Origin of the sequence: Pseudarthrobacter sp. WHRI 8279 (assembly GCF_040224115.2) — a bacterium.
GTDB lineage: Bacteria > Actinomycetota > Actinomycetes > Actinomycetales > Micrococcaceae > Arthrobacter.
Window position 1 is genome coordinate 614,730 of sequence record NZ_CP168162.1, and the last position, 21,613, is coordinate 636,342.

The 21,613-nt window shown below is 66.2% G+C and carries 21 protein-coding genes; 17 read left to right on the forward strand and 4 right to left on the reverse strand.

Annotated elements, in window-relative coordinates:
* Nucleotides 1–58 precede the first annotated feature (58 nt).
* A complete protein-coding gene (locus ABRP28_RS02735; RefSeq protein ID WP_350004682.1) occupies nt 59–826 on the reverse strand; it encodes a VIT1/CCC1 transporter family protein in 768 nt (255 codons plus the stop codon).
* Nucleotides 827–1,025: 199 nt separating this feature from the next.
* Nucleotides 1,026–2,330: a DUF4439 domain-containing protein gene (locus ABRP28_RS02740; RefSeq protein ID WP_350004680.1), complete on the reverse strand. Its 1,305-nt coding sequence runs from the start codon at nt 2,328–2,330 to the stop codon at nt 1,026–1,028.
* A 107-nt stretch (nt 2,331–2,437) separates the two neighbouring features.
* Between ABRP28_RS02740 and rimP the strand changes: the two genes are divergently transcribed.
* From rimP to rbfA, 5 genes are all read left to right on the forward strand, one after another.
* Nucleotides 2,438–3,052 (forward strand): ribosome maturation factor RimP, encoded by a 615-nt coding sequence (rimP, locus tag ABRP28_RS02745; protein ID WP_350004678.1) that lies wholly within the window; start codon nt 2,438–2,440, stop codon nt 3,050–3,052.
* On the forward strand, nt 3,052–4,032 hold the full coding sequence (gene nusA, locus ABRP28_RS02750; protein WP_350004674.1) for a transcription termination factor NusA: 981 nt from the start codon (nt 3,052–3,054) through the stop codon (nt 4,030–4,032). The genes rimP and nusA overlap by 1 nt, the downstream gene beginning before the upstream one ends.
* A gap of 179 nt (nt 4,033–4,211) precedes the next feature.
* Entirely contained in the window at nt 4,212–4,553 is a 342-nt protein-coding gene (locus ABRP28_RS02755) for a YlxR family protein (RefSeq protein WP_374152914.1), read from the forward strand.
* Between the two features lie 152 nt (nt 4,554–4,705).
* On the forward strand, nt 4,706–7,621 hold the full coding sequence (infB, locus tag ABRP28_RS02760; protein ID WP_350004670.1) for a translation initiation factor IF-2: 2,916 nt from the start codon (nt 4,706–4,708) through the stop codon (nt 7,619–7,621).
* A gap of 244 nt (nt 7,622–7,865) precedes the next feature.
* The gene (gene rbfA / locus ABRP28_RS02765) at nt 7,866–8,375 is read left to right on the forward strand and encodes a 30S ribosome-binding factor RbfA (protein ID WP_350004668.1); all 510 of its coding nucleotides are present in this window, start codon (nt 7,866–7,868) and stop codon (nt 8,373–8,375) included.
* A 72-nt stretch (nt 8,376–8,447) separates the two neighbouring features.
* On the opposite strand, the gene ABRP28_RS02770 is transcribed toward rbfA, so the two are convergent.
* Nucleotides 8,448–9,575, reverse strand: coding sequence for a ScyD/ScyE family protein (locus ABRP28_RS02770; RefSeq protein WP_350004666.1), 1,128 nt, complete (start codon nt 9,573–9,575; stop codon nt 8,448–8,450).
* A gap of 180 nt (nt 9,576–9,755) precedes the next feature.
* Between ABRP28_RS02770 and ABRP28_RS02775 the strand changes: the two genes are divergently transcribed.
* Both ABRP28_RS02775 and trxA read left to right on the forward strand, forming a co-directional pair.
* On the forward strand, nt 9,756–10,241 hold the full coding sequence (locus ABRP28_RS02775) for a nucleoside deaminase (protein ID WP_350004663.1): 486 nt from the start codon (nt 9,756–9,758) through the stop codon (nt 10,239–10,241).
* A gap of 2 nt (nt 10,242–10,243) precedes the next feature.
* A complete protein-coding gene (gene trxA / locus ABRP28_RS02780) occupies nt 10,244–10,681 on the forward strand; it encodes a thioredoxin (protein WP_350004661.1) in 438 nt (145 codons plus the stop codon).
* Nucleotides 10,682–10,735: 54 nt separating this feature from the next.
* On the opposite strand, the gene ABRP28_RS02785 is transcribed toward trxA, so the two are convergent.
* Entirely contained in the window at nt 10,736–11,893 is a 1,158-nt protein-coding gene (locus tag ABRP28_RS02785) for a pyridoxal phosphate-dependent aminotransferase (protein WP_350004659.1), read from the reverse strand.
* 93 nt (nt 11,894–11,986) lie between these two features.
* On the opposite strand from ABRP28_RS02785, the gene truB reads away from it, so the two are divergent.
* From truB to ABRP28_RS02835, 10 genes are all read left to right on the forward strand, one after another.
* Nucleotides 11,987–12,925 (forward strand): tRNA pseudouridine(55) synthase TruB, encoded by a 939-nt coding sequence (gene truB, locus ABRP28_RS02790; protein WP_350004657.1) that lies wholly within the window; start codon nt 11,987–11,989, stop codon nt 12,923–12,925.
* A gap of 2 nt (nt 12,926–12,927) precedes the next feature.
* Nucleotides 12,928–13,281 carry a hypothetical protein gene (locus ABRP28_RS02795; RefSeq protein ID WP_350004655.1) on the forward strand — a complete coding sequence of 118 codons (354 nt, stop codon included), beginning with the start codon at nt 12,928–12,930 and terminating at the stop codon, nt 13,279–13,281.
* Between the two features lie 19 nt (nt 13,282–13,300).
* Entirely contained in the window at nt 13,301–13,759 is a 459-nt protein-coding gene (locus ABRP28_RS02800; RefSeq protein ID WP_350004653.1) for a hypothetical protein, read from the forward strand.
* Between the two features lie 195 nt (nt 13,760–13,954).
* On the forward strand, nt 13,955–14,986 hold the full coding sequence (locus ABRP28_RS02805; protein WP_350004651.1) for a TerC family protein: 1,032 nt from the start codon (nt 13,955–13,957) through the stop codon (nt 14,984–14,986).
* 21 nt (nt 14,987–15,007) lie between these two features.
* Entirely contained in the window at nt 15,008–15,373 is a 366-nt protein-coding gene (locus ABRP28_RS02810) for a winged helix-turn-helix domain-containing protein (RefSeq protein ID WP_350004650.1), read from the forward strand.
* 121 nt (nt 15,374–15,494) lie between these two features.
* The gene (locus tag ABRP28_RS02815) at nt 15,495–16,478 is read left to right on the forward strand and encodes a bifunctional riboflavin kinase/FAD synthetase (protein ID WP_350004648.1); all 984 of its coding nucleotides are present in this window, start codon (nt 15,495–15,497) and stop codon (nt 16,476–16,478) included.
* A gap of 37 nt (nt 16,479–16,515) precedes the next feature.
* Nucleotides 16,516–17,370 (forward strand): tryptophan 2,3-dioxygenase, encoded by an 855-nt coding sequence (gene kynA / locus ABRP28_RS02820; RefSeq protein WP_350004647.1) that lies wholly within the window; start codon nt 16,516–16,518, stop codon nt 17,368–17,370.
* A gap of 62 nt (nt 17,371–17,432) precedes the next feature.
* Complete coding sequence (gene kynU, locus ABRP28_RS02825; protein ID WP_350004645.1) at nt 17,433–18,653, forward strand: kynureninase; 1,221 nt, start codon at nt 17,433–17,435, stop codon at nt 18,651–18,653.
* A gap of 185 nt (nt 18,654–18,838) precedes the next feature.
* The gene (rpsO, locus tag ABRP28_RS02830; RefSeq protein WP_013600532.1) at nt 18,839–19,108 is read left to right on the forward strand and encodes a 30S ribosomal protein S15; all 270 of its coding nucleotides are present in this window, start codon (nt 18,839–18,841) and stop codon (nt 19,106–19,108) included.
* 242 nt (nt 19,109–19,350) lie between these two features.
* Entirely contained in the window at nt 19,351–21,612 is a 2,262-nt protein-coding gene (locus tag ABRP28_RS02835) for a polyribonucleotide nucleotidyltransferase (RefSeq protein ID WP_350004728.1), read from the forward strand.
* Nucleotide 21,613: the final 1 nt, after the last annotated feature.

Sequence of the window (21,613 nt, forward strand, 5' to 3'; positions counted from 1 at the left end):
CTAGGTGCATCGGGGCCCTGGCGTTTGGCTTCCGGCCAGCCAGGTGCCGCAGGCAGGCCTACACCACGCCTGTCGCGCCGAGCAGGGTGCCGATGCTGAAGGTGGCAGCGAGCGCCAGGGCACCGCCCACCACCACCCGGACCGCTGCCCGGGTTTTCGACCCACCGCCGATCCAGGCGCCCAGCGTTCCCGTCAGTGCCAGCGCCACCAGGACTGCGGCGAAGGTCAGGGTAACCCGGATCCCGGGCGGAGGGAGAAGGATCGCCAGCATCGGGAGTACGGCGCCGATGACAAAAGCCACGGCGGAGGCGAAGGCCGCGTGCCAGGGGCTCACGATATCCGTCTCGTCGATGTTCAGTTCCGCGGAGAGGTGCGCCGCCAGCGGATCGTGGGCGGTCAGTTCCTCAGCAACCTTCCCTGCCGTTTCCGGGCTCAGGCCCTTGGCTTCGTAGATGGCGGCGAGTTCGGCGAGTTCCTCTTCCGGCTCCTCGGCCAGCTCCCGGCGTTCCTTCTCGATCAGGGCCCGCTGGCTGTCGCTTTGGCTGCTCACGGAGACGTACTCGCCGAGTGCCATCGATACAGCTCCGCCCACCAGCCCGGCAGCGCCGGCGGCGAGGATGGGACCCGTTTCCGAGGTAGCCCCAGCCACGCCCACCACGATCGCCGCGACGGAGACGATGCCATCGTTAGCGCCCAGGACGCCGGCCCGGAGCCAGTTCAGCCGCTGGGCAATGTCCGTGCCGTGCGGTTCGGTCTCCAGATGGCGGCGCAACCCCGGGTTCGGAGCGTCCGTTCTTGCTGGCTGGGACTGGTCGTGTGCATCCATGCCTTCAGCAAACCATCATGGGCCCCTCCAGGCCAGCCTGCCCGGCGATCAGGACGGCTGAGCCAGTCTCGGAAGGCGGTACCGGCAGGCGGGAGTCACGGCCGGGCAGGAGCCATGGTCCGGCAGGCCGTGGCCGCTGCCGCGGGAGTCACCGTCGGGCGGGAGTCACGGTCGGGCGGGAGCCAGGGTCGGGCGGGAGTCACGGTCGGGCGGGAGTCACCGTCGCACGGGCCGGGGTTTCGGCGGGCGCGGACACGGGACTGGCCGGAAGCTCCGGGAGCTGGTCCTGGTCAAGCAGGACACCGGGAACCGGCCCCAGAGCGCCGTCCCAGTGTGCAGCGCGGCGTGCGGCGGACTGCAGGGCAGCGATCGCCCAGGCGCGCAGCCCGCCGTCGGCCCGCGCAATGATGTCACCATAGGCAGGCAGGGATGCCAGTTCCAGGCTGGCCAGTCCGTTGCCAGGCGCCGCGAGGAAGTCCGGCCCCAGCACGAAGCCGGGCTGCTGCGGCTGCGGGGCACTGCAGACGGCACGGGCGTACGCCGCGGCCTCGGCCGCGAGTTCCCGGTGTTGCCCGAGGAAGGCCTCCGCCGCCGGGGAATCGCCGGGTCCCAGCCGGGGGAGTGCCGCTTCGTAGGCGTAGGTGCCCTGCTGCCCGGCGGCCACAGCCGCGGACAGTGCGAGGCCCAGGCCGGCTGGGGTGTCCGCGGCAGCTTGTCCCTGTCCTGCAGCGCCGTGTCCTGCGGTGTCTTGCCCCGCGACGTCTTGTCCTGCAGCGACCTGCCCTGCGGTGTTTTGCCCTGCGGTGGCCTGTCCTGCCGCAACACCGGGTTCCGCTGTGGCGCCGGGGCCTGTAGTACCGGGCGCCGGAAAAGGGGACGGACAGGCGGACGCCGTCCTATCGGGTGCAGGCGCTGACGGGCTGGCGGCAGGCGGCGCTGCTGCGCCGGCGTGGGGAAGCGTTTCCGGGGCGATTCCTGCTGCGGCGGCGAGGTTCTCCGCCGCCAGTAGTTGGGCGGTGCCGGCGCCGGCCAGCAGGCGCGCCATCCCGCCGTCGGCCTCTGCCGCATCGGTGAGGCGTTGCACACCACTGGCCGACAACGCTGAAGCCAGCCCCGCGGGGGTGGACTCCTGCGTCGCCCAGGGCTCCGCCGGCGGCCCGGACGGCAGGGGAGTGGCGGACGCTGATGCATCATCCGGCGGATAGGAATCCGCCGGTGAAAGGAGGGCGCGGGCCTGCAGGGTCAGCAAGGTCACAGTCCAGCCCGCGGCGGCGGGAGTCCCGTCGCCCGCAGCGGATAGACGCCCGGCCGCGGCGCGCAGGGCCAAGGCATCCTGCAGCGCAGCCACCCTGGCCTGCTCGGAGAACGGGGGATCCTCGGGTTCCGGCGGATCAGCGGGAACAAGCGAGAATCCGAGGCTGAGCACAATCAGGGCTGTGAAGGAAATAACGGCGTACCGGAAATAGCGCAGCTTTGGGCGGTTTTCCGGATCGTCTTCTTTCACAACAGACCATGGTGTCACGCCGTCGGGGGAATCTCCGCCCCACCGGACCGGTAAAATAGCTACGCTAGTACACACAACATCATCTATAAGGGAGGCGGCGCGGCATCGTGAGCAACGCAGAAGCCACGGCTTCATCAGACCAAACCGGAACGGGTAAGGCTGAAGCCGCCCCCGCACACAACCCGGAAGCTGACCGGCTCCGCGCACTCCTTGAACCTGCGGTGCAGGCGAACCGCCTCTACCTGGAGGACGTGGCCATCGTGGCCGGTTCCCACCGCGTGGTCCACGTCGTGGTGGACCTTCCCCAGGAGGAAACCGGCGGCGTCAGCCTCGACGTCATCGCCGACATCTCCAAGATCCTCTCCGACGTCCTGGACAATGATCCCGCGGACGACGGGCGGCCCTACGACCTCGAGGTGTCCTCTCCCGGCGTCGGGCGCCCCCTGACGGAGCCGCGGCACTGGCACCGCGCCAAGGGCCGCATGGCCAGGATCAACGTTATCCAGGGCGAGAACGTCATGGGCCGGATCACATCGGTGGACGGTGGCGGCGTAACCATCATCCCCGAGATCGCCGTAAAAAAGGGCATGAAGCCCAAGCAGGGCGACCCCATAAAACTTCCTTTCGACAGGATCCGCAACGGAAAAGTCGAGATCGAATTCAGCCACCTGAACGGGGATGGTCTGGAACCTGAACACAATGGACCTTCTGAGGAGGCCTGATGGATATTGACATGAGCGCACTGAGACTTCTGGAGCGTGAGCGTGAAATCCCGCTGGACCTCCTGATCCCCACCATTGAGCAGGCGCTCCTGGTGGCGTATCACAAGTCTCCCGGCGCCTTCGAAAAGGCCCGTGCCGAGCTGGACCGCAAGAGCGGCCACGTGACCATCTGGGCTGTGGAGATTGATGACGACGGCGCCCCCGTCGGCGAGTTCGAGCACACCCCTGAAGGCTTCGGCCGGATCGCCGCCAGCACCGCACGCCAGATCATCCTGCAGCGCCTGCGCGACGTTGAAGACGACAACGTCCTGGGCGAGTTCAAGGGCCGTGAAGGCGAGCTGGTGTCCGGCACCATCCAGCAGGGCAATAATCCGCACATGATCCAGGTCAATTTGGGTTCCGTGGAGGCGCTGCTGCCGCCGCCCGAGCAGGTTCCCGGGGAAAAATACATCCACGGCAACCGGCTGCGCGCTTTGGTAATCGACGTCCACCGCGGTTCGAAGGGCCCGTCCGTCACGCTGTCCCGGTCCCATCCGGGCCTCGTTCGGAAGCTTTTCGAACTGGAAGTGCCCGAGATTGCCGACCGCTCCGTCGAGATCGTTGCCCTGGCCCGTGAAGCCGGCCACCGCACCAAGATCGCAGTCAAGGCAAACGTTCCCGGCATCAACGCCAAGGGCGCCTGCATTGGCGAAATGGGGTCCCGCGTCCGCGCCGTGATGACCGAACTCAATGACGAAAAGATCGACATCGTCGACTTCAGCGAGAATCCGGCCACCTTCATCGCCAGCGCCCTCTCGCCGTCGCGCGTGAATTCGGTCACAATCACCGATGAAGCCACCCGGTCAGCGCGCGTTGTAGTCCCGGACTACCAGCTGTCCCTGGCCATCGGCAAAGAGGGCCAGAACGCCCGGCTGGCGGCCAAGCTCACCGGCTGGCGGATCGACATCGTGTCCGACGCCGCGGCTGCCCGCGACAACTGAACAGTTTCTGATGACCTCCCGGCCTCGAATCGCCCGCGCAGTTTCGGGCAGGAAGGTCGGGAGGGGCTAGAATAGTAAAGACCGCGCCTAACGGCCGGCAGCCGTGCGCCCTGGGCGCGCCCCATTTCGTTCACGCGGAGGAGGGCCGTCCGCGGCCAGCAGATATGAACGTCAGGAAGATGACCGTGCCAGTAGCAAGCGGGAATCAGCCGGAGCGTACCTGCATCGGGTGCCGGCAGAAGGGCAAGCGGAATGAGTTACTCCGGCTCGTCGCCGAAGGCAGCGGATCAAACGCTGTCCTGGTGGATGAACGACGCCGGATGGCTGGCCGGGGTGCATGGCTGCACCCCAGCGAATCGTGCCTGGCTCTGGCGTTAAAGCGGCGAGCATTCGGACGCGCCCTGCGGGGAGCGGCCGGTACCGCCGCCGTGGAACGCCGGATCACATCAGGCGCGAGCGTTGCACGCGTTCCGGCAACTGCAACACCAACCGTCCAACCTGAAAGCGGGTCAGAAAACTGATGGAAACCCGATGAGTTCCCAGCGATGAGTGCGCAACGATGACAACTTTGTTGCGCTCTGCAATGGGCCCTTCTGCAGCATTTGCGGCTTGGGCCCGCAGTAAGAAGTAGACGGTTCGTGCCTGGCTCGGTGCGGACCGAGACAGGAGAAATGTGGCCAAGGTCCGCGTACATGAGCTCGCCAAAGAGCTCGGTATTACTTCCAAAGATGCAGTGACAAAACTGCAGGAACTGGGCGAATTCGTTCGCTCTGCCTCTTCAACCATTGAGGCCCCCGTTGTGCGCAAGCTGCGCAACGCCTTCCCCGACGCCGCCCCCAAGGCTGCAGCACCGGCAGCAGCGCCCAAGGCGCCCGCCCCGGCGGCAGAGGCGCGTCCCTCAACACCCGCACCCGGTCCGGCAGCACCGAAAGCCCCGGCCCCCAAGGCTGAGGCCCCCGCGCCTGCGGCTCCGGCAGCACCGGCACAGGCAGCTGCTCCGGCAGCGCCCGCTGCCAGTGCGCCCGCCGCTCCGGCTGCACCGGCCCCGGCCGCTCCGTCCACTGGAGCGAAGCCCGGCGCACGCCCGGCACCCAAGGCTGAAGCACCCGCTGCACCTACCCGTTCCGGCGGCTCAGGGCAGGGTGGCTCCGCTCCCCGTCCCGGCGGTCCCCGTCCGGGCAACAACCCCTTCGCCACGTCCCAGGGCATGCCCCGCGGCCGCGGCGGGGACGGCGAGCGTGCTCCCCGTCCCGGCAACAACCCGTTTGCCACCTCGCAGGGCATGCCCCGCCCGGGTGGAAGCCGCACCGACGGCGACCGTCCCGGTGGTCCGCGCCCCGCAGCAGGTGCCGGCGGCCCCCGTCCCGGTGGTCCGCGTCCGGCAGCAGGCGCAGGCGGCCCCCGTCCCGCAGCCGGTGCCGGTGGTCCCCGTCCGGGTGCACCGCGTCCCGGTGGTGCCGGTGGAAACCGTCCTACTCCCGGCATGATGCCCAACCGCACTGAGCGTCCCGCACCCGCTGGTGCAGGGCGTCCCGGTGCCGGCGGCCGTGGTCCCGGACGCCCGGGTGGCGCTCCCGGAACCGGTGGTCCCGGTGGCGGCGGCGGTGCTCCCGCCGGCGGTGGCTTCGGCAAGGGCGGCCGCGGCCGCGGCGGTACCCAGGGTGCCTTCGGCAAGGGCGGCGCCGGTCGTGGCAAGCAGCGCAAGTCGAAGCGTGCAAAGCGCCAGGAACTTGAGCAGATGAGTGCCCCGTCGCTGGGTGGCGTGAGCGTACCCCGCGGCGACGGCAACACCGTCATCCGGCTGCGCCGCGGCTCGTCCATCACGGACTTCGCCGACAAGATCGAGGCAAACCCCGCCGCACTGGTGACCGTCCTCTTCCACCTCGGTGAAATGGCCACGGCCACGCAGTCGCTGGATGAAGAGACCTTTGCCCTGTTGGGCGAGGAGCTTGGGTACAAGCTCCAGGTTGTGTCCCCGGAAGACGAGGAGCGCGAGCTGCTCTCCGGCTTCGACATCGACTTCGATGCCGAGCTCGAAGCCGAAGGCGATGAAGAACTCGAGGCACGTCCTCCGGTTGTCACCGTCATGGGCCACGTGGACCACGGTAAGACCCGTCTGCTCGACGCCATCCGCAAGTCCGACGTCATGGCCGGCGAGCACGGCGGCATCACGCAGCACATCGGTGCCTACCAGGTCACGCACAACCACGAAGGCGACGACCGCAAGATCACCTTCATCGATACCCCGGGCCACGAGGCGTTCACCGCCATGCGTGCCCGTGGTGCGAAGGTCACCGACATTGCCATCCTGGTGGTCGCAGCGGACGACGGCGTTATGCCGCAGACCGTTGAAGCCCTCAACCACGCACAGGCGGCCAACGTGCCGATCGTCGTGGCCGTGAACAAGATCGATAAGGAAGGCGCCAACCCGGACAAGGTCCGCGGCCAGCTGACCGAGTACGGCCTGGTTCCGGAAGAATACGGTGGCGACACCATGTTCGTAGAGGTCTCTGCCCGCCAGAACCTCAACATCGACGAGCTGCTCGAGGCTGTCCTGCTGACCGCAGACGCTGCCCTGGACATGCGCGCCAACCCGAACAAGGACGCCCGCGGTATCGCGATCGAAGCCAACCTGGACAAGGGCCGCGGTGCGGTTGCCACCGTCCTGGTGCAGTCCGGTACCTTGCGCGTCGGTGACACGATCGTTGCAGGCACGGCCCACGGCCGCGTCCGTGCAATGTTCGACGACGACGGCAGCGCGCTGACCGAGGCCGGCCCGTCCCGCCCCGTGCAGGTGCTGGGTCTGTCCAACGTGCCGCGTGCAGGCGACACCTTCTTCGTGACCGCTGACGAGCGCACCGCCCGCCAGATCGCCGAGAAGCGTGAAGCAGCCGACCGCAACGCCGCCCTGGCCAAGCGCCGCAAGCGCATCAGCCTGGAAGACTTCGACCAGGCAGTGGCCGACGGCAAGATCGACACCCTCAACCTCATCCTCAAGGGTGACGTGTCCGGTGCCGTGGAAGCCCTCGAAGACGCCCTGCTCAAGATCGACGTCGGCGAAGGCGTGCAGCTGCGCGTTATCCACCGCGGTGTTGGTGCCATCACGCAGAACGACGTCAACCTGGCAACAGTGGACAGCGCCGTCATCATCGGCTTCAACGTCAAGCCTGCCGAGCGCGTTGCCGAACTGGCAGACCGCGAAGGCGTGGACATGCGCTTCTACTCCGTCATCTACTCCGCAATTGATGACATCGAGATGGCGCTCAAGGGCATGCTCAAGCCGGAATACGAAGAATTCCAGCTGGGCACCGCCGAGGTCCGCGAAGTCTTCCGCTCCTCCAAGTTCGGAAACATCGCAGGCTCGATCGTCCGCTCGGGCATCATCCGCCGTAACACCAAGGCACGCATCAGCCGCGACGGCAAGATCATCGGTGACAACCTCACCGTTGAGACGCTCAAGCGCTTCAAGGACGACGCCACCGAGGTCCGCACGGACTTCGAGTGTGGTATCGGCCTTGGCTCGTACAACGACATCAACGAAGGCGACATCATCGAGACCTTCGAGATGCGTGAGAAGCCGCGCGTCTAACGTGTTCGTTTAGGTGGGTGCCGTCGGAATTTTCCGGCGGCCCCGCCCCTACGCTGGGCGGCAACGGATCTTGCGATCCTTTGCCGCCCAGCTCCGGTAGGCCCGATGCCACTCCCAGGCCGCCGGAAAATTCCGACGGGTCCGTTCGTGACTCACGTTGGGTGTGTGGCCAAAAACCAGACGTGCGCGCAGTCCATTGGGGCGCCGTTGTACGTCCCAATTTTTCTTCTTATAGGAGTTGTTCATGGCTGATCCGGCACGTGCTGCCAAGTTGGCGCAGCGGATTAAGGTTGTTGTTGCTGAGGCCCTGGGCCGGAAGGTTAAGGATCCCCGGCTGGAGGGCATTACTGTTACCGATGCCCGGGTGACCAATGATTTGCAGCATGCCACTGTGTACTACACCGTTTTTGGCGACCAGGCCGTGCAGGCTGATGCTGCCAAGGGACTGGAGAAGGCCAAAGGCGTGCTTCGGCAGGAGGTTGGCCGGAACATTACCGTTCGGCTCACCCCCAGCCTTGAGTTCGTTGCGGACCAGATTCCCGTGGTTGCCTCCAACCTTGAGGAGCTGTTGCGCGAGGCGAAGAAGCGTGACGCAGAGGTTGCCGCACTGGCTGCCCAGGCCAAGCACGCAGGCGACGCCGATCCGTACAAGGGCGACGTAGCGGCAGAGGTGGACATCGACGAGGACGACTTCGACGAAGAGGACCTCGACCTCAGCGACGATGAAGACCTTGACGAGGACGGCAACAAATAGCCTTCAGTAACGCCAAAATGCCCGGACCGCACATGCGGTCCGGGCATTTCGCTGCTCCGGATACAACCGGCACTACCCGATGCCGGCTTTGATCACCTTGCCTTGGGTGGGATCGGCGAAACTGAACCCAACTGTGGCGTAGAGCGTCTGTCCGCGGACTTCCACTGCCGCAGGCCCGTCCACCGCGAGGAACTGCTTCCTGGGGCTGCCCGAATCATCGATCTCGATGATCTCGTTGCCAAACATGGACGCCACGTACACGTCGCCGTCGTCAGCGATTGCCAGGCCCGTCGGGCTCAGCAGGTCCTCCGCCCACACCTTCGTGCTGCCGGTCGAAGGGTTCACGCGGAAGATGGCTCCCCGGGCTCCCAGGGAAGGATCCTCCGGCCCGCCGGGAAGGGAGGTGACGTACAGCCGGCCATCCGGTCCGAACTCCAGATCCGTCGGTACGGGTTCAAACGCGTATTCGTGCCCAACAACACACGCGGGAACCTCCACGGTGTTGCCCGCCATATCCACGGGGATCCTGGTCCCGGCAGGGATCACCGCAGGTCGGGGCGGCAGGACTGCCAGCGTGTCAACATCCCCTGTTTCGATGTCCACTTCCAGGATTGCGTTTGCTCCCGCATCCGCCACGTACGCCTTATCGCCCCTTATGGCCACGGCGTAGGGATTCGAGTCCAGGCCGCCCTGGTAGCGGGCCGGCGGAAACGCTGGCCACTCGGCCAGGCATGCGTCCGGGACCTCGGATCCGAAGCCGTAATGCTGGGCGCCGTCCGGGTTCTTTTCCCGTTCGTAGCTGGCGAGGTCGGCAAGATCATGGACGTCGCCGTCTGGTTCCAGGGACTTCAACCAGCCTTTAAGGGCGGCCGGGTCGCCCTCCCCGGCGCCCGCGTTCTCCAGGAAGTACCTCGTGCCGTGCCGGGTCTCAACGCCTCCCACGCCCCAGCCCTCTGCGCCTTGATAGAGGGGCGTGGTGGACCCGTCACCGTTGACGCGGCTGAGGATGCCGGCGAAATTCTGGGTCACCAGGACGGTTTTCTCATCGTAAGTTACGGTCAGGCTGAGGGGCCCTGCCAAGCCCTCAGCCAAAGTGCGTGGCATCGCATGGTCGGGATCGGAACCCGCCCCTGCAGGACCGGCAGGAACAACCAGCGCGGCAGCGGCGAGGCCTGCAGCGAGGGCGAACTTAGTTTTCATTTGGGTACTCCGGGTTGGCGCCCTCGACGGGCCGGATATGGGAGCCTCCCATGGAGGCTGTAAATGCGGACACCCCCGGCGCCAGAGTATTCCTGCACGGTTGGAATGTCGCCGGGATTTCCCCCTTTCCGCCCCCTAATGCCATCCCCTAACGGCAGCCCCAATGACTAGGATCTAGCTATGACCGAGCCGAATGACACCCACCACACCGCGAAGTACCTCGAACAGGCCGTGGAGCTGGCCACCAGGAACGTCGGCGCAGGAGGGGGGCCGTTCGGCGCGCTGGTGGTGACCGCCGACGGGCGGGTGCATGAAGGCGTCAACCGCGTAACCCTGGACAACGATCCCACCGCCCACGCCGAAGTGGTGGCCATCCGGGCCGCCGCAGCGGCGATAGCCAACTATGACCTGCAGGGGGCGGTGCTCTATGCCAGCTGCGAGCCCTGCCCGCTGTGCCTGGCGTCCGCCCTGTGGGCAAGGATCGACCGCGTCTACTTTGCCGCCGACCGCCACGGCGCCGCGGACGCAGGGTTCGACGACGCAGTCTTCTACGAGTACTTCGACGGAACCCGGCCGGAACTGTTGCCCGTCACACGGAGCGACATCCCGTCGTCGCACGCGCCGTTCCAGGCGTGGGGAGACTTTGCCGGCAGGAAGGAATACTAGGAATGGAACCGGCACTCACAACCTGTCCAGCCTGCGGAAAGACCAACAGGGTCCCTGCCCAGGCGGCAGGCAGGCCGCGCTGCGGCAACTGCAAAGCGGACCTGCCCTGGATTGTGGCCGCGGGGGATGCGGACTTCGCGGCCGTCGCCGAGCAGTCACCCGTTCCCGTGCTGGTGGACTTCTGGGCTGCCTGGTGCGGCCCCTGCCGCATGGTGAGCCCGGTGCTGGACAAGCTGGCCAGGGAGCGGCCCGGCCGGATCAAGCTCGTCAAAGTGGACGTGGACAAGTCTCCGGGCCTGTCGCGGAGATTCGACGTACAGGCGATTCCCACCCTGATGGTGATGGTTGACGGAAAAGTCGCAGCCCGCCAGGCAGGAGCAGCCCCCGCGGAGGTACTGCGTTCATGGCTGGACGGTGCGCTGGCGGGTAGGGGAAACTAGCCCGCCCTGCCGGCACTCACAGGCTGGCCGGCCCGGCGGCCCGCCAAAAGCCGTTTATTCAGCCCTGTCCGGCAGCCTGCCCAGGCCCTCCACCAGGTCTTCCTGCCGCCCGCACAGCGCTACCCGGACCCACCCTTCACCGATGGAACCGAAGGCAGTCCCCGGCGCCAGGGCAACACCCGAGTCTGCGAGGAACCGCCGCACCCAGCTGCGGACGTCCCCGCCGGTTGCATGGGAGACATCCGCCCACAAATAGAAGGCCCCTTGCGCCTTGAGGTAGGGAATTCCCTTCGCGTCAAGAACGGCGGACGCCGCATCGCGGTTCGCCCGGTAGTGCCCGTGCGCATGCTCCACATAGTCCTGCGGCCCGGTCAGGGCAGCGAGTGCAGCGTACTGGGAAGGCGAGGCGACGCAGGAGACAATCGCCTCCATCACGTTGTCCATCTTCTGCTTGATGCCCGGCGGGCAGACCAGGGCGCCGATGCGCAGCCCGGTGAGTCCGTAGGTCTTGGACAGGGTCAGCGAGGTGAAGACGCGCGCATCACCCGGCGCATCGCCGTCGAACTTTGCGGGGCTGACGTGCGGCACATCGTAGGTAAACGCTTCATAGCATTCATCGGAGATGACCCAGAGATCATGACGGCGGGCCATTTCTATCAGGTCCCGGGTCAGGTCCTCGCCCAGCACGGCGCCGAGCGGGTTGGAAGGGGAGTTCAGGACCAGCACCCGCGTGCGGTCCGTGACGAGCGCCTCGATGTCCGCGGACCGCGGCTGGAATCCGTGATCCGGGTAGAGCGGGTAGCCAACGGGGACTGCGTTCAGCAGCCGGGCGGTCATCGCGAAGGTGGGATAGCCGGGGTTGGGGACCAGGATTTCGTCGCCGGGGGAGAGCAGGAGGCTCATGGCAAAGTGCAGGCCCTGCTGTGCCCCGTCCACCACGTACACCCGGTCGGCGGCAATATCGATGCCCTGCTGCTCCCGGAATCGGGCCGCGAACGCCTCGCGCAACCCTGGAATGCCCGCGTTGGGCGTGTAGTTGGTCTCGTCCCGGTCCAGGCAGGCAATGCCGGCGTCCAGGACATGCCGCGGCAGCGGAAAGCCCGGCTCGCCGATGCTGAGCACCAGGGCGCCCGGAGTGCGCCACGCGGCCTCGGTGATTTCGCGGATCTGGTTGACGGGCACGTCGCGGACATGGGCAGCAAGCTCAGGCATGCCTGCCATCCTAGCTGGCGCCGGGACAGCCTCCCGGGTGCCGGGGCCCGGGCGTGGGCAGGGGCCGGGACCGGCGCCGATATACTGGGAGGCGTGCTTTCTGGACTGGTGATAGTGGACAAGCCGCAGGGATGGACCAGCCATGATGTGGTTGGCCGGATGCGGCGCCTCGCAGGTACCCGGAAAGTAGGGCATGCCGGAACGCTTGACCCCATGGCCACCGGCGTCCTGGTGGTGGGGATCAACAAGGCAACCCGGCTGCTGACCTACATCGTGGGCACGTCCAAGACCTACACCGCCACCATCCGCCTGGGCCAGTCCACGGTAACGGACGACGCCGAAGGGGACGTCACTGCCACGGCCGGCACCTCAGTGGTCAGCGAGCAGGCAGTGTACGACGGCGTTGCGGCCCTTACCGGCGACATCCAGCAGGTGCCCAGCAGCGTCAGCGCCATCAAGGTCAACGGGGAACGCGCCTACGCGCGGGTGCGGTCAGGCGAAGACGTGAAGCTCGCCGCCCGCCCTGTCACCATCCACCGGTTCGAGGTGCACGCGATCCGGCGGGATCCGGAGGCAGACGTGGTGGACCTGGACGTCACCGTGGAGTGCTCCTCCGGCACGTACATCCGGGCCCTCGCCCGCGACCTGGGCAATGCACTGGGAGTGGGCGGACACCTCACCGCGCTCCGCAGGACCCATGTGGGGCCCTACTCGCTGGACCAGGCCCGCACCCTGGACCAGTTGGCCGAGGAGCTCAACGTCCTGGAAATGTCCCAGGCGGCGCGGGCGCTGATGCCCAACCGCGAGCTCAGCGCCGAGGAAGCCACTGAGATCTCCTTTGGCCGGCGCATCGCTGCCGGCGTCGCACCTGGAAGTCCCGGTGCCGCCACCGCCGACCACCCAGCAGCCGCCTTCGCGCCGGACGGAAGCCTGGTGGCACTCGTGGCCGATGCGGGCAGCTTCGCCAAACCCGTGCTGGTGTTCGCGCCCGGCAACGGCGCCCCCTCAACCGGCAATACGGCGGAGGGCTGACGGTGGACGCGTATTTCTACATCATCCTGGTAGTGGGGCTCCTTTCCACGACGGTGTGCCTGGCAGCGGGCATCCTCAAGAAGGCCCCGAATGATGTCACGATCCTGTCCGTGGCTGCGGTGGAGGTTGCCCTCCTCGTCTACCTGGTGGGATCTGTCGTCCGGGTCGTGGCCGGCGAACCCATCGCCGGGGAGGCGTGGGAGTTCTGGGGCTACCTGGTGACTGCCATGCTCCTGCCCCCGGCCGCCGTGTACTGGTCCATCCTGGAAAGGACCAGATGGAGCAACTTTGTCCTGGCCGCCGTCGGCGTTACCGCGCTGGTCATGGCCGCCCGCATGAACCAGATCTGGTACTGAAGTGGAAGAAGCACGCAACGTGAAAGACCAGCAGACCACTGCCGCCGGGCACAGCCAGGCGGGTAGCAGCGCGTCCAACAGCCGCAACACCGGCCCCGGGCGGCTGCTGATCGCCGTCTACGCCGTCTTCGCTATCTCGGCCTCCGCGCGCGCGGGCTACCAGATCCTCACCAAGTTCTCCGAGGCGCCGCTCGCTTACCTGCTCTCCGCCTTCGCAGCCATTGTGTACGTGGTGGCAACCATCTCGCTGGCCAAGGCCGGAAGTACCTGGTTCAAGGTCTCGGTTGCCGCTGTGCTGGTTGAACTGCTCGGCGTTCTGGTGGTGGGAGCCCTGAGCCTTTTCGACCCCGTCCAGTTCCCGCATGAAACCGTCTGGTCGCTGTTCGGCCGCGGCTATGCCTTCATTCCGCTGCTGCTGCCCATCCTGGGACTGGTGTGGCTGTACCGCCGGCGCCCCGGTGCACGGACCGCCGCCTGAGGAACTTTCCTCCTGGACCGGCGGCCCCTTGCCGGAACACATGAAATATGTTTCACTGTTCCGTGTGGAGGGGAGTATCCCCCGAATGCCTCGTCGTCAGTCCGGCCGCCCCTGAGCGGCCCGGCGGGGCAGGCTCCCGAAGGGAGCCGGGAAAGACCTCCAGTTGGTACATCTGACTGGAAGCGGGTTCCCCTGATGAACGTTCCCTTATGGGCCTGGCTGGCCGTACTTCTCTTCATCGTCCTGATGCTTGCCCTTGACCTCTTCGCGCACCGCAAAGCGCATGTGATCGGGGTGCGGGAGGCAGCATTGTGGTCCGCGGTCTGGGTCGCCTTCGGTGTCGGCTTCGGCGTGCTGGTGTGGCAGTTTTACGGTGCCGAGTTCGGCCAGCAGTATTTTGCGGGCTACCTGATCGAGAAGTCCCTTGCGGTGGACAACGTCTTTATCTGGGCCATCATTTTCACCTACTTCGCGGTGCCCAGGGAGTACCAGCACCGCGTCCTGTTCTTCGGCGTCCTGGGCGCCCTGGTGTTCCGTGGCATCTTCATCGCCGCAGGCTCTGCCATCATCGCCAGCGCGGGGTGGGTGCTCTACATTTTCGCGGCGTTCCTTCTTATTACCGGCTACCGAATGATCCGGCACCGGAATGACCACCTGGACCCGGAGAAGTCCCGGGTGTTGAAACTGTTCCGCCGCCACGTACCCATGACCGATGACTTCCACGGGCAGCGTTTCCTCATCCGGCGGCGGGGCGTCCTCCTGGCCACCCCGCTGCTGGCAGTCCTGGTCCTCGTCGAGGCCACGGACATCATCTTCGCCGTCGACTCCATCCCCGCGATCTTCGCCGTCACCGACGACGTGTTCCTGGTGTTCACCGCGAACGCGTTCGCGATCCTGGGCCTCCGGGCCATGTACTTCCTCCTGGCGGACCTCATCCACCGGTTCATCTACCTGAAAACCGGACTGGCGCTCGTCCTGATCTGGGTGGGCATCAAGATGTTCCTGAAGATCGACATCTACTACATCCCCACGCCGGTTTCCCTGGCGGTCATTGCCGCCATCCTTCTCGTATCGGTGGCAGCCAGCCTGTGGGCAACGCGCGGCCAGGGCCGCCGGCCGCTTCCCGCGCCGGAGCGTGCACCGTTCGGGACAGCATCACCCGAGGAGATGGCAGCCCTTGAACCGCTATGGGGCCGCCGGGAACCAAGCAGAACCAACCATCCATGACCCGAATACAACGGAGCATCCATGACAGCTGAAAGTTCCATCCACAGCGGCCAGGAAGCTCCACGTCCAGGCGGGCCCGCCCGGCCCGCCTGGACGTTCCTCACCAACCACGGCCATGTCCTGCTTTCCGTGGCGAGGGACCCGGACATGCGGGTAGCTGACATCGCCACGCGCGTGGGCATCACCACCCGGGCCGCACTCCAGATCCTCAAGGACCTCGAGAGTGCCGGCTACCTCCAGCGGGCAAGGGTGGGGCGCCGGACCCACTACACCATCCGCCCCCATCAGCACTTCCGTCATCCCGCAACTGCGGCGCAGGAAGTGGACGGGCTGATCCGCCTGTTCGCCGGACCCGCTCCGGACGAGCGGCCGGCGGCGGAACAGTAACAGCCCGGCGCGCGGCCTTCCCGGCGTCCGGGCGGGCCTCCGAATGCAGGTAATCTTAGAGAGTTCCGCGGCCGGTACCAGGCCCGAACATTGATACTTGCAAGCGGTTAAGGCGAGGGTGATGGTCTACATCTGGAACGATCCGTCCGAGGTCCCGGCGGACTTCGGCCCATCTGTTGTCACCATCGGAAACTTCGACGGCGTGCATCGGGGACACCAGCAGGTGCTGTCCGAACTGATCCGTACGGCCCGGATCACAAGGTCCAAAGCAGTTGTGGTCACCTTCGATCCGCACCCTGCCCTGGTCCACCGTCCGGAGTCGGCGCCTGAGCTGATCATGGGGCTGCAGGACAAGCTGGAGGCCCTGGGGGAGTTGGGCCTGGATGCCATCCTGGTCATGAAGTATTCGCTGGACCTCGCCAGCCTCACTCCAGAGGAATTCGTGGAGCAGTACCTCGTGGACTGCCTGCATGCCGGCCATGTTGTCATCGGCCACGATGTACGCTTCGGCCGCGGCAACTCCGGGGACCTGGATACCATGCGGGAGCTCGGCCGGAAGTTCGGTTTCGAGGTGCAGGTGATCAGGGAGTTCGGTTCCGAGGGCTACCCCCTGCATGACGACGACGGCGAGGACCGGCGTTGTTCCTCCACCTGGGTGCGGGAAGCCTTGCAGGAGGGGGACGTTGCGACGGCGTCCGCTGTCCTGGGACGCCCGCACCGGATGCGCGGCGAGGTTGTCCACGGCGCCGCACGCGGCCGGGCGCTCGGTTTTCCCACCGCCAACCTGGCCAGCAGCGCCAGCGGACTCATTCCTGCCGACGGTATCTACGCCGGCTGGCTGGTTGACCAGGCCGGGACACGGTGGCCTGCGGCTATCTCTGTGGGCTCAAACCCCACCTTCGACGGCGTCAGCCGCCAGGTGGAAGCCCATGTGATCGACCGGCCCAAAGAGGACGTGGAAGATTTCGATCTGTACGGCCAGACAGTAGTTGTGGAATTCGTTGCCCGCCTCCGGGGCATGGTGGCCTACCGTGGACCGGAAGCACTCGTGGAACAGATGCGCCTGGACGTCGTCCAGGCACACGAGCTGCTGGCCAGGCGCTGAACCGGCCGGAAGGGCGCCACCAGGGAAAGGCAGCACCGTGTCCGTCGAAAAGAACACCCGGAAGCTGGACAAGGGCATCGTCCGCGACTTCAGCTCCCGGATGAGCTACGCCTCCTACCTGCAGCTGCCAACACTCCTCAGCGCCCAGCAGCCGGTCAGCGAGCCGGAGCACCATGACGAAATGCTCTTCATCATCCAGCACCAGACCACCGAACTGTGGCTGAAGCTGGTCCTGCACGAACTGCGCAGCGCGGCGGCCTGGCTGCGGGCCGATGACCTCGGGTCGGCGCTCAAGGGCATCGCCCGGGTCAAGCACATCCAGAAAACCCTGACCGAGCAGTGGTCCGTCCTGGCCACGCTGACCCCCACCGAGTACTCCCAGTTCCGCGGCTTCCTGGGCAACTCCTCCGGCTTCCAGTCGAGCCAGTACCGGGCGGTTGAATTCGTGCTGGGCAACAAGAACCGCAAAATGCTCCCGGTGTTCGAGTCCGACCCCGAAGCGCACGCCATGCTGGAGGAACTGCTGGCAGCCCCCAGCATCTACGACGAATTCCTGGCCTACCTCGCACGGCAGGGCTTCGATGTGCCGGCGGCGGTCCTCCAGCGGGATGTGACCAGGGCCCATGAGTACACCCCGGAACTCGTGCCGCTGTTCAAGCACATCTACGAGAACTCCGCCGCAAACTGGGGCGCCTACGAGGCCTGCGAAGAACTGGTGGACCTTGAGGACAACTTCCAGCTGTGGCGGTTCCGGCACCTCCGGACCGTCCAGCGGACGATCGGCATGAAGTCGGGCACCGGCGGCTCGAGCGGTGCCGCCTTCCTGCAGAAGGCCCTTGAGCTGACGTTTTTCCCGGAACTGTTCGCGGTCCGGACGGAAATCGGCCAGTGACCATGCACCACGGGGGGACTTCGGCCGCGCACCAACCACCAGCAGTCCACGGGAAGGCAGCCATGACCTTGCAGCAGCGCGCAGAAGAGCTGGACATCCAGGATCCGCTGGCCCACTACCGCCACCACTTCATTGGCGCGGACACCCCGTTGTCCTACCTGGACGGCAACTCCCTGGGCCGGCCCCTCAAGCGGACCGCCGACGATGTTGCCGCCTTCATCCGCGACGACTGGGGAGGGCGCCTCATCCGCGGCTGGGATGAACACTGGCTCGCGATGCCCCAGGCCATGGGTGACCAGCTGGGCCGGGCGGTGCTGGGCGCTGCCCCCGGCCAGACCATCATTGCGGACTCCACCACCGTGGTGCTGTACAAGCTGATCCGTGCCGCCCTGGCCGCAGTGGCCAGCCCTGACCGCAACGAGCTGGTCCTGGACACCGAAAACTTTCCCACGGACCGCTACCTGGTCGAAGGCATAGCGCTCGAAGAGGGGCTGACCCTCCGCTGGATCCAGGCGGATCCGGCTGCCGGGGTGACCGTTGAGCAGGTGCGCGAGGCAACCGGGCCGCGTACCGCCGTCGTCCTCCTCAGCCAGATCGCCTACCGCTCTGGCCACCTTGCCGACCTGCCTGCCATTACCGCCGCCGTGCACGACGCCGGCGCGCTGGTGGTGTGGGACCTGTGCCATTCCGCGGGGTCGGTGGAGATCGGGCTGGATGCTGCGGGTGTGGACTTCGCCGCCGGCTGCACCTACAAGTACCTCAACGGAGGACCGGGGTCGCCGGCCTTTGCCTACGTGAACCAGCGGCACCTGCCATCGCTCAACCAGCCCATCTGGGGGTGGATGGGGCGCAAGGACGCCTTTGAGATGGCGGCCGGATACGAGCCGGCCGCCGGTATCCGCGGATTCCTCAGCGGGACGCCGGCCATCTTCGGCATGATCGCCATGCAGGGCACCCTGGACGTGATCGAGGAGGCGTCCATGGCGGCCATCCGGGAGAAGTCGGAGAAGCTGACGGCCTTCGCCGTCGAGGTTTTCGATGCCCTGCTGGCTCCCCTCGGGGCGGAGCTGGCAACACCCCGGGACCCTGCCCGGCGGGGCAGCCACATCACGGTGGACCACGCCGAGTTCACGAAGGCAACGGTGGAGGCGCTTTGGGACGGGGACGTTATTCCCGACTTCCGTGCGCCGCACGGCATCCGCGTGGGCCTCTCCCCGCTGAGCACCAGTTTCCGGGAGGTCCTGCAGGGCATGGAGGAAATACGGAACCGCCTCCAGGCATGACGAAGGCCCCCCTTTCGACAAGATTAGGCAGCGGCCGGTAAACTAAACGATGGATCCGGCTGCAGTCCGTGGCGGCTGGTTCCTGTTGCGTACGGCGCTGACCGGTTTCCGGTTGCCAGCCGCGGCAGCAGACCCGGCAGTGAAGTACTGACCTGGGCCCTCACGGCACATCCCAAGGAGATATTGTGGCACTTGACGCCGCTGTAAAGCAGTCCATCATCAAGGAATACGCAACCGGCGAAGGTGACACCGGTTCACCCGAGGTCCAGGTTGCTGTCCTGACCCAGCGGATCAAGGATCTGACTGAGCACATGAAGGAGCACAAGCACGACTACCACACCCAGCGCGGTCTGCTGGCCATGGTTGGTCGTCGCAAGCGCATGCTGAGCTACCTCAAGAAGACTGACATCGCCCGCTACCGTTCGCTCATCGAGCGTCTCGGCCTGCGCCGCTAGTCACACTTTGGGGCGGCCCTTTCCCCCGTGGAACGGGCCGCCTTCTTCACCTGAATAACTAAACAGGAGGATCAACCGCATCACGCATTCGCGGTCCTCGGTAGTGATCCCCGGGAACGGCTCCCTTGAAGGCAGCCCCGGCCCGTGGGTCTCGATCGATGACCGGGTGCAGGGCCAGTAGACAGATGCTGGCTGGGTTGATGCGGCTGGACTTCCGTAAAACAGAAACGGAGGTGACTCTCTTGGAGGGTCCCGAAATCCAGTTCTCAGAAGCAGTCATTGACAACGGCCGATTCGGCAAGCGGGTTATCCGCTTTGAAACCGGCCGCCTTGCCAAGCAGGCAGCCGGCGCAGCAATGGTGTACATCGACGACGACACCGCACTGCTGTCCGCCACCACTGCCGGCAAGCACCCGCGTGAAGGCTTTGACTTCTTCCCGCTGACGGTCGACGTCGAAGAGCGCATGTACGCTGCCGGCCGCATCCCGGGCTCGTTCTTCCGCCGCGAAGGACGCCCGTCCACCGAAGCCATCCTGGCCTGCCGCCTGATGGACCGTCCGCTGCGCCCCGCTTTCATCAAGGGCCTGCGCAACGAGGTCCAGATCGTGGTCACCGTCCTGGCCATCAACCCGGACGAGCTCTACGACGTGGTGGCCATCAACGCTTCCTCCATGTCCACGCAGCTTTCCGGCCTGCCTTTCTCCGGCCCCATCGGCGGCGTCCGCGTTGCCCTGGTCGCCGACGAAAACGGTTCACAGTGGGTTGCCTTCCCGAAGCATTCCCAGTTGGAAAACTCCGTGTTCAACATGGTGGTTGCCGGGCGCGTTGCCGGCGACGACGTCGCCATCATGATGGTGGAAGCCGAAGCCACGGACAACTCCTGGAACCTCATCAAGGAACAGGGCGCCACCGCACCCACCGAAGAGGTTGTCTCCGAGGGCCTCGAGGCTGCCAAGCCGTTCATCAAGGCACTCTGCGACGCCCAGGCGGACCTGGCAGCCCGCGCCGCCAAGCCCACCGTCGAGTTCCCGGTCTTCCTGGACTACGAGGACGACGTCTACGCCGCTGTGGAAGCCGCCGCCGCCGAGAAGCTGGCTGCTGTCTTCCAGATCGCCGACAAGCAGGAGCGCGACAACGCTTCCGACGCCCTGAAGGACGAGGTCACCTCTTCCCTGGCTGGCCAGTTCGAAGGCCGCGAGAAGGAGCTGTCCGCAGCATTCCGCTCGGTCACCAAGCACGTTGTGCGCCAGCGCATCCTCAAGGACCAGATCCGCATCGACGGCCGTGGCCTGACGGACATCCGCCAGCTCACCGCGGAGGTTGAGGTCCTGCCCCGCGTCCACGGCTCGGCCATCTTCGAGCGCGGCGAGACCCAGATCATGGGTGTCACCACGCTGAACATGCTGAAGATGGAACAGCAGATCGACTCGCTGTCACCGGTCAAGACCAAGCGCTACATGCACAACTACAACTTCCCGCCGTACTCCACCGGTGAAACCGGCCGCGTGGGCTCGCCCAAGCGCCGCGAAATCGGCCACGGTGCCCTGGCAGAGCGCGCACTCGTGCCGGTCCTGCCGTCCCGCGAGGAATTCCCCTACGCCATCCGCCAGGTATCCGAGGCCCTCGGTTCCAACGGTTCGACGTCCATGGGTTCCGTCTGCGCCTCCACCCTCTCGATGCTGAACGCCGGTGTGCCCCTGAAGGCCGCCGTCGCCGGTATCGCCATGGGCCTGGTCTCCGACCAGGTTGACGGCCAGACCCGCTACGCGGCACTGACCGACATCCTCGGCGCCGAAGACGCCTTCGGTGACATGGACTTCAAGGTCGCCGGTACCTCAGAGTTCGTCACGGCCATCCAGCTGGACACCAAGCTCGACGGCATCCCCGCCTCAGTGCTGGCAGCAGCCCTGAAGCAGGCCCGCGAAGCCCGCCTGCACATCCTCGAGGTCATCGACTCGGCCATCGACACCCCGGACGAGCTCTCCGAGTTCGCACCGCGCGTCATCGCCGTGAAGATCCCCGTGGACAAGATCGGCGAGGTCATCGGCCCCAAGGGCAAGATGATCAACCAGATCCAGGAAGACACCGGCGCCGACATCTCCATCGAGGACGACGGCACGGTCTACATTGGCGCCACCAACGGTCCGTCTGCCGAGGCAGCACGCTCCGCCATCAACGCCATCGCCAACCCGCAGGTCCCGGAAATCGGCGAACGCTACCTGGGCACGGTCGTCAAGACCACCACCTTCGGTGCCTTCGTATCGCTGACCCCGGGCAAGGACGGCCTCCTGCACATCTCCGAGCTGCGCAAGCTGGCCAACGGCAAGCGCGTGGACAACGTCGAGGATGTTGTTTCGGTCGGCCAAAAGGTCCAGGTGGAAATCACCAAGATCGACGACCGCGGAAAGCTCTCGCTCGCCCCCGTAGTTGCCGAGGAAGAAGGTGCCTCGGATGAGACCGAGCGTGCCCACGCCACGGAGCCTGCTGAAGGCGCTGACGTCTAGC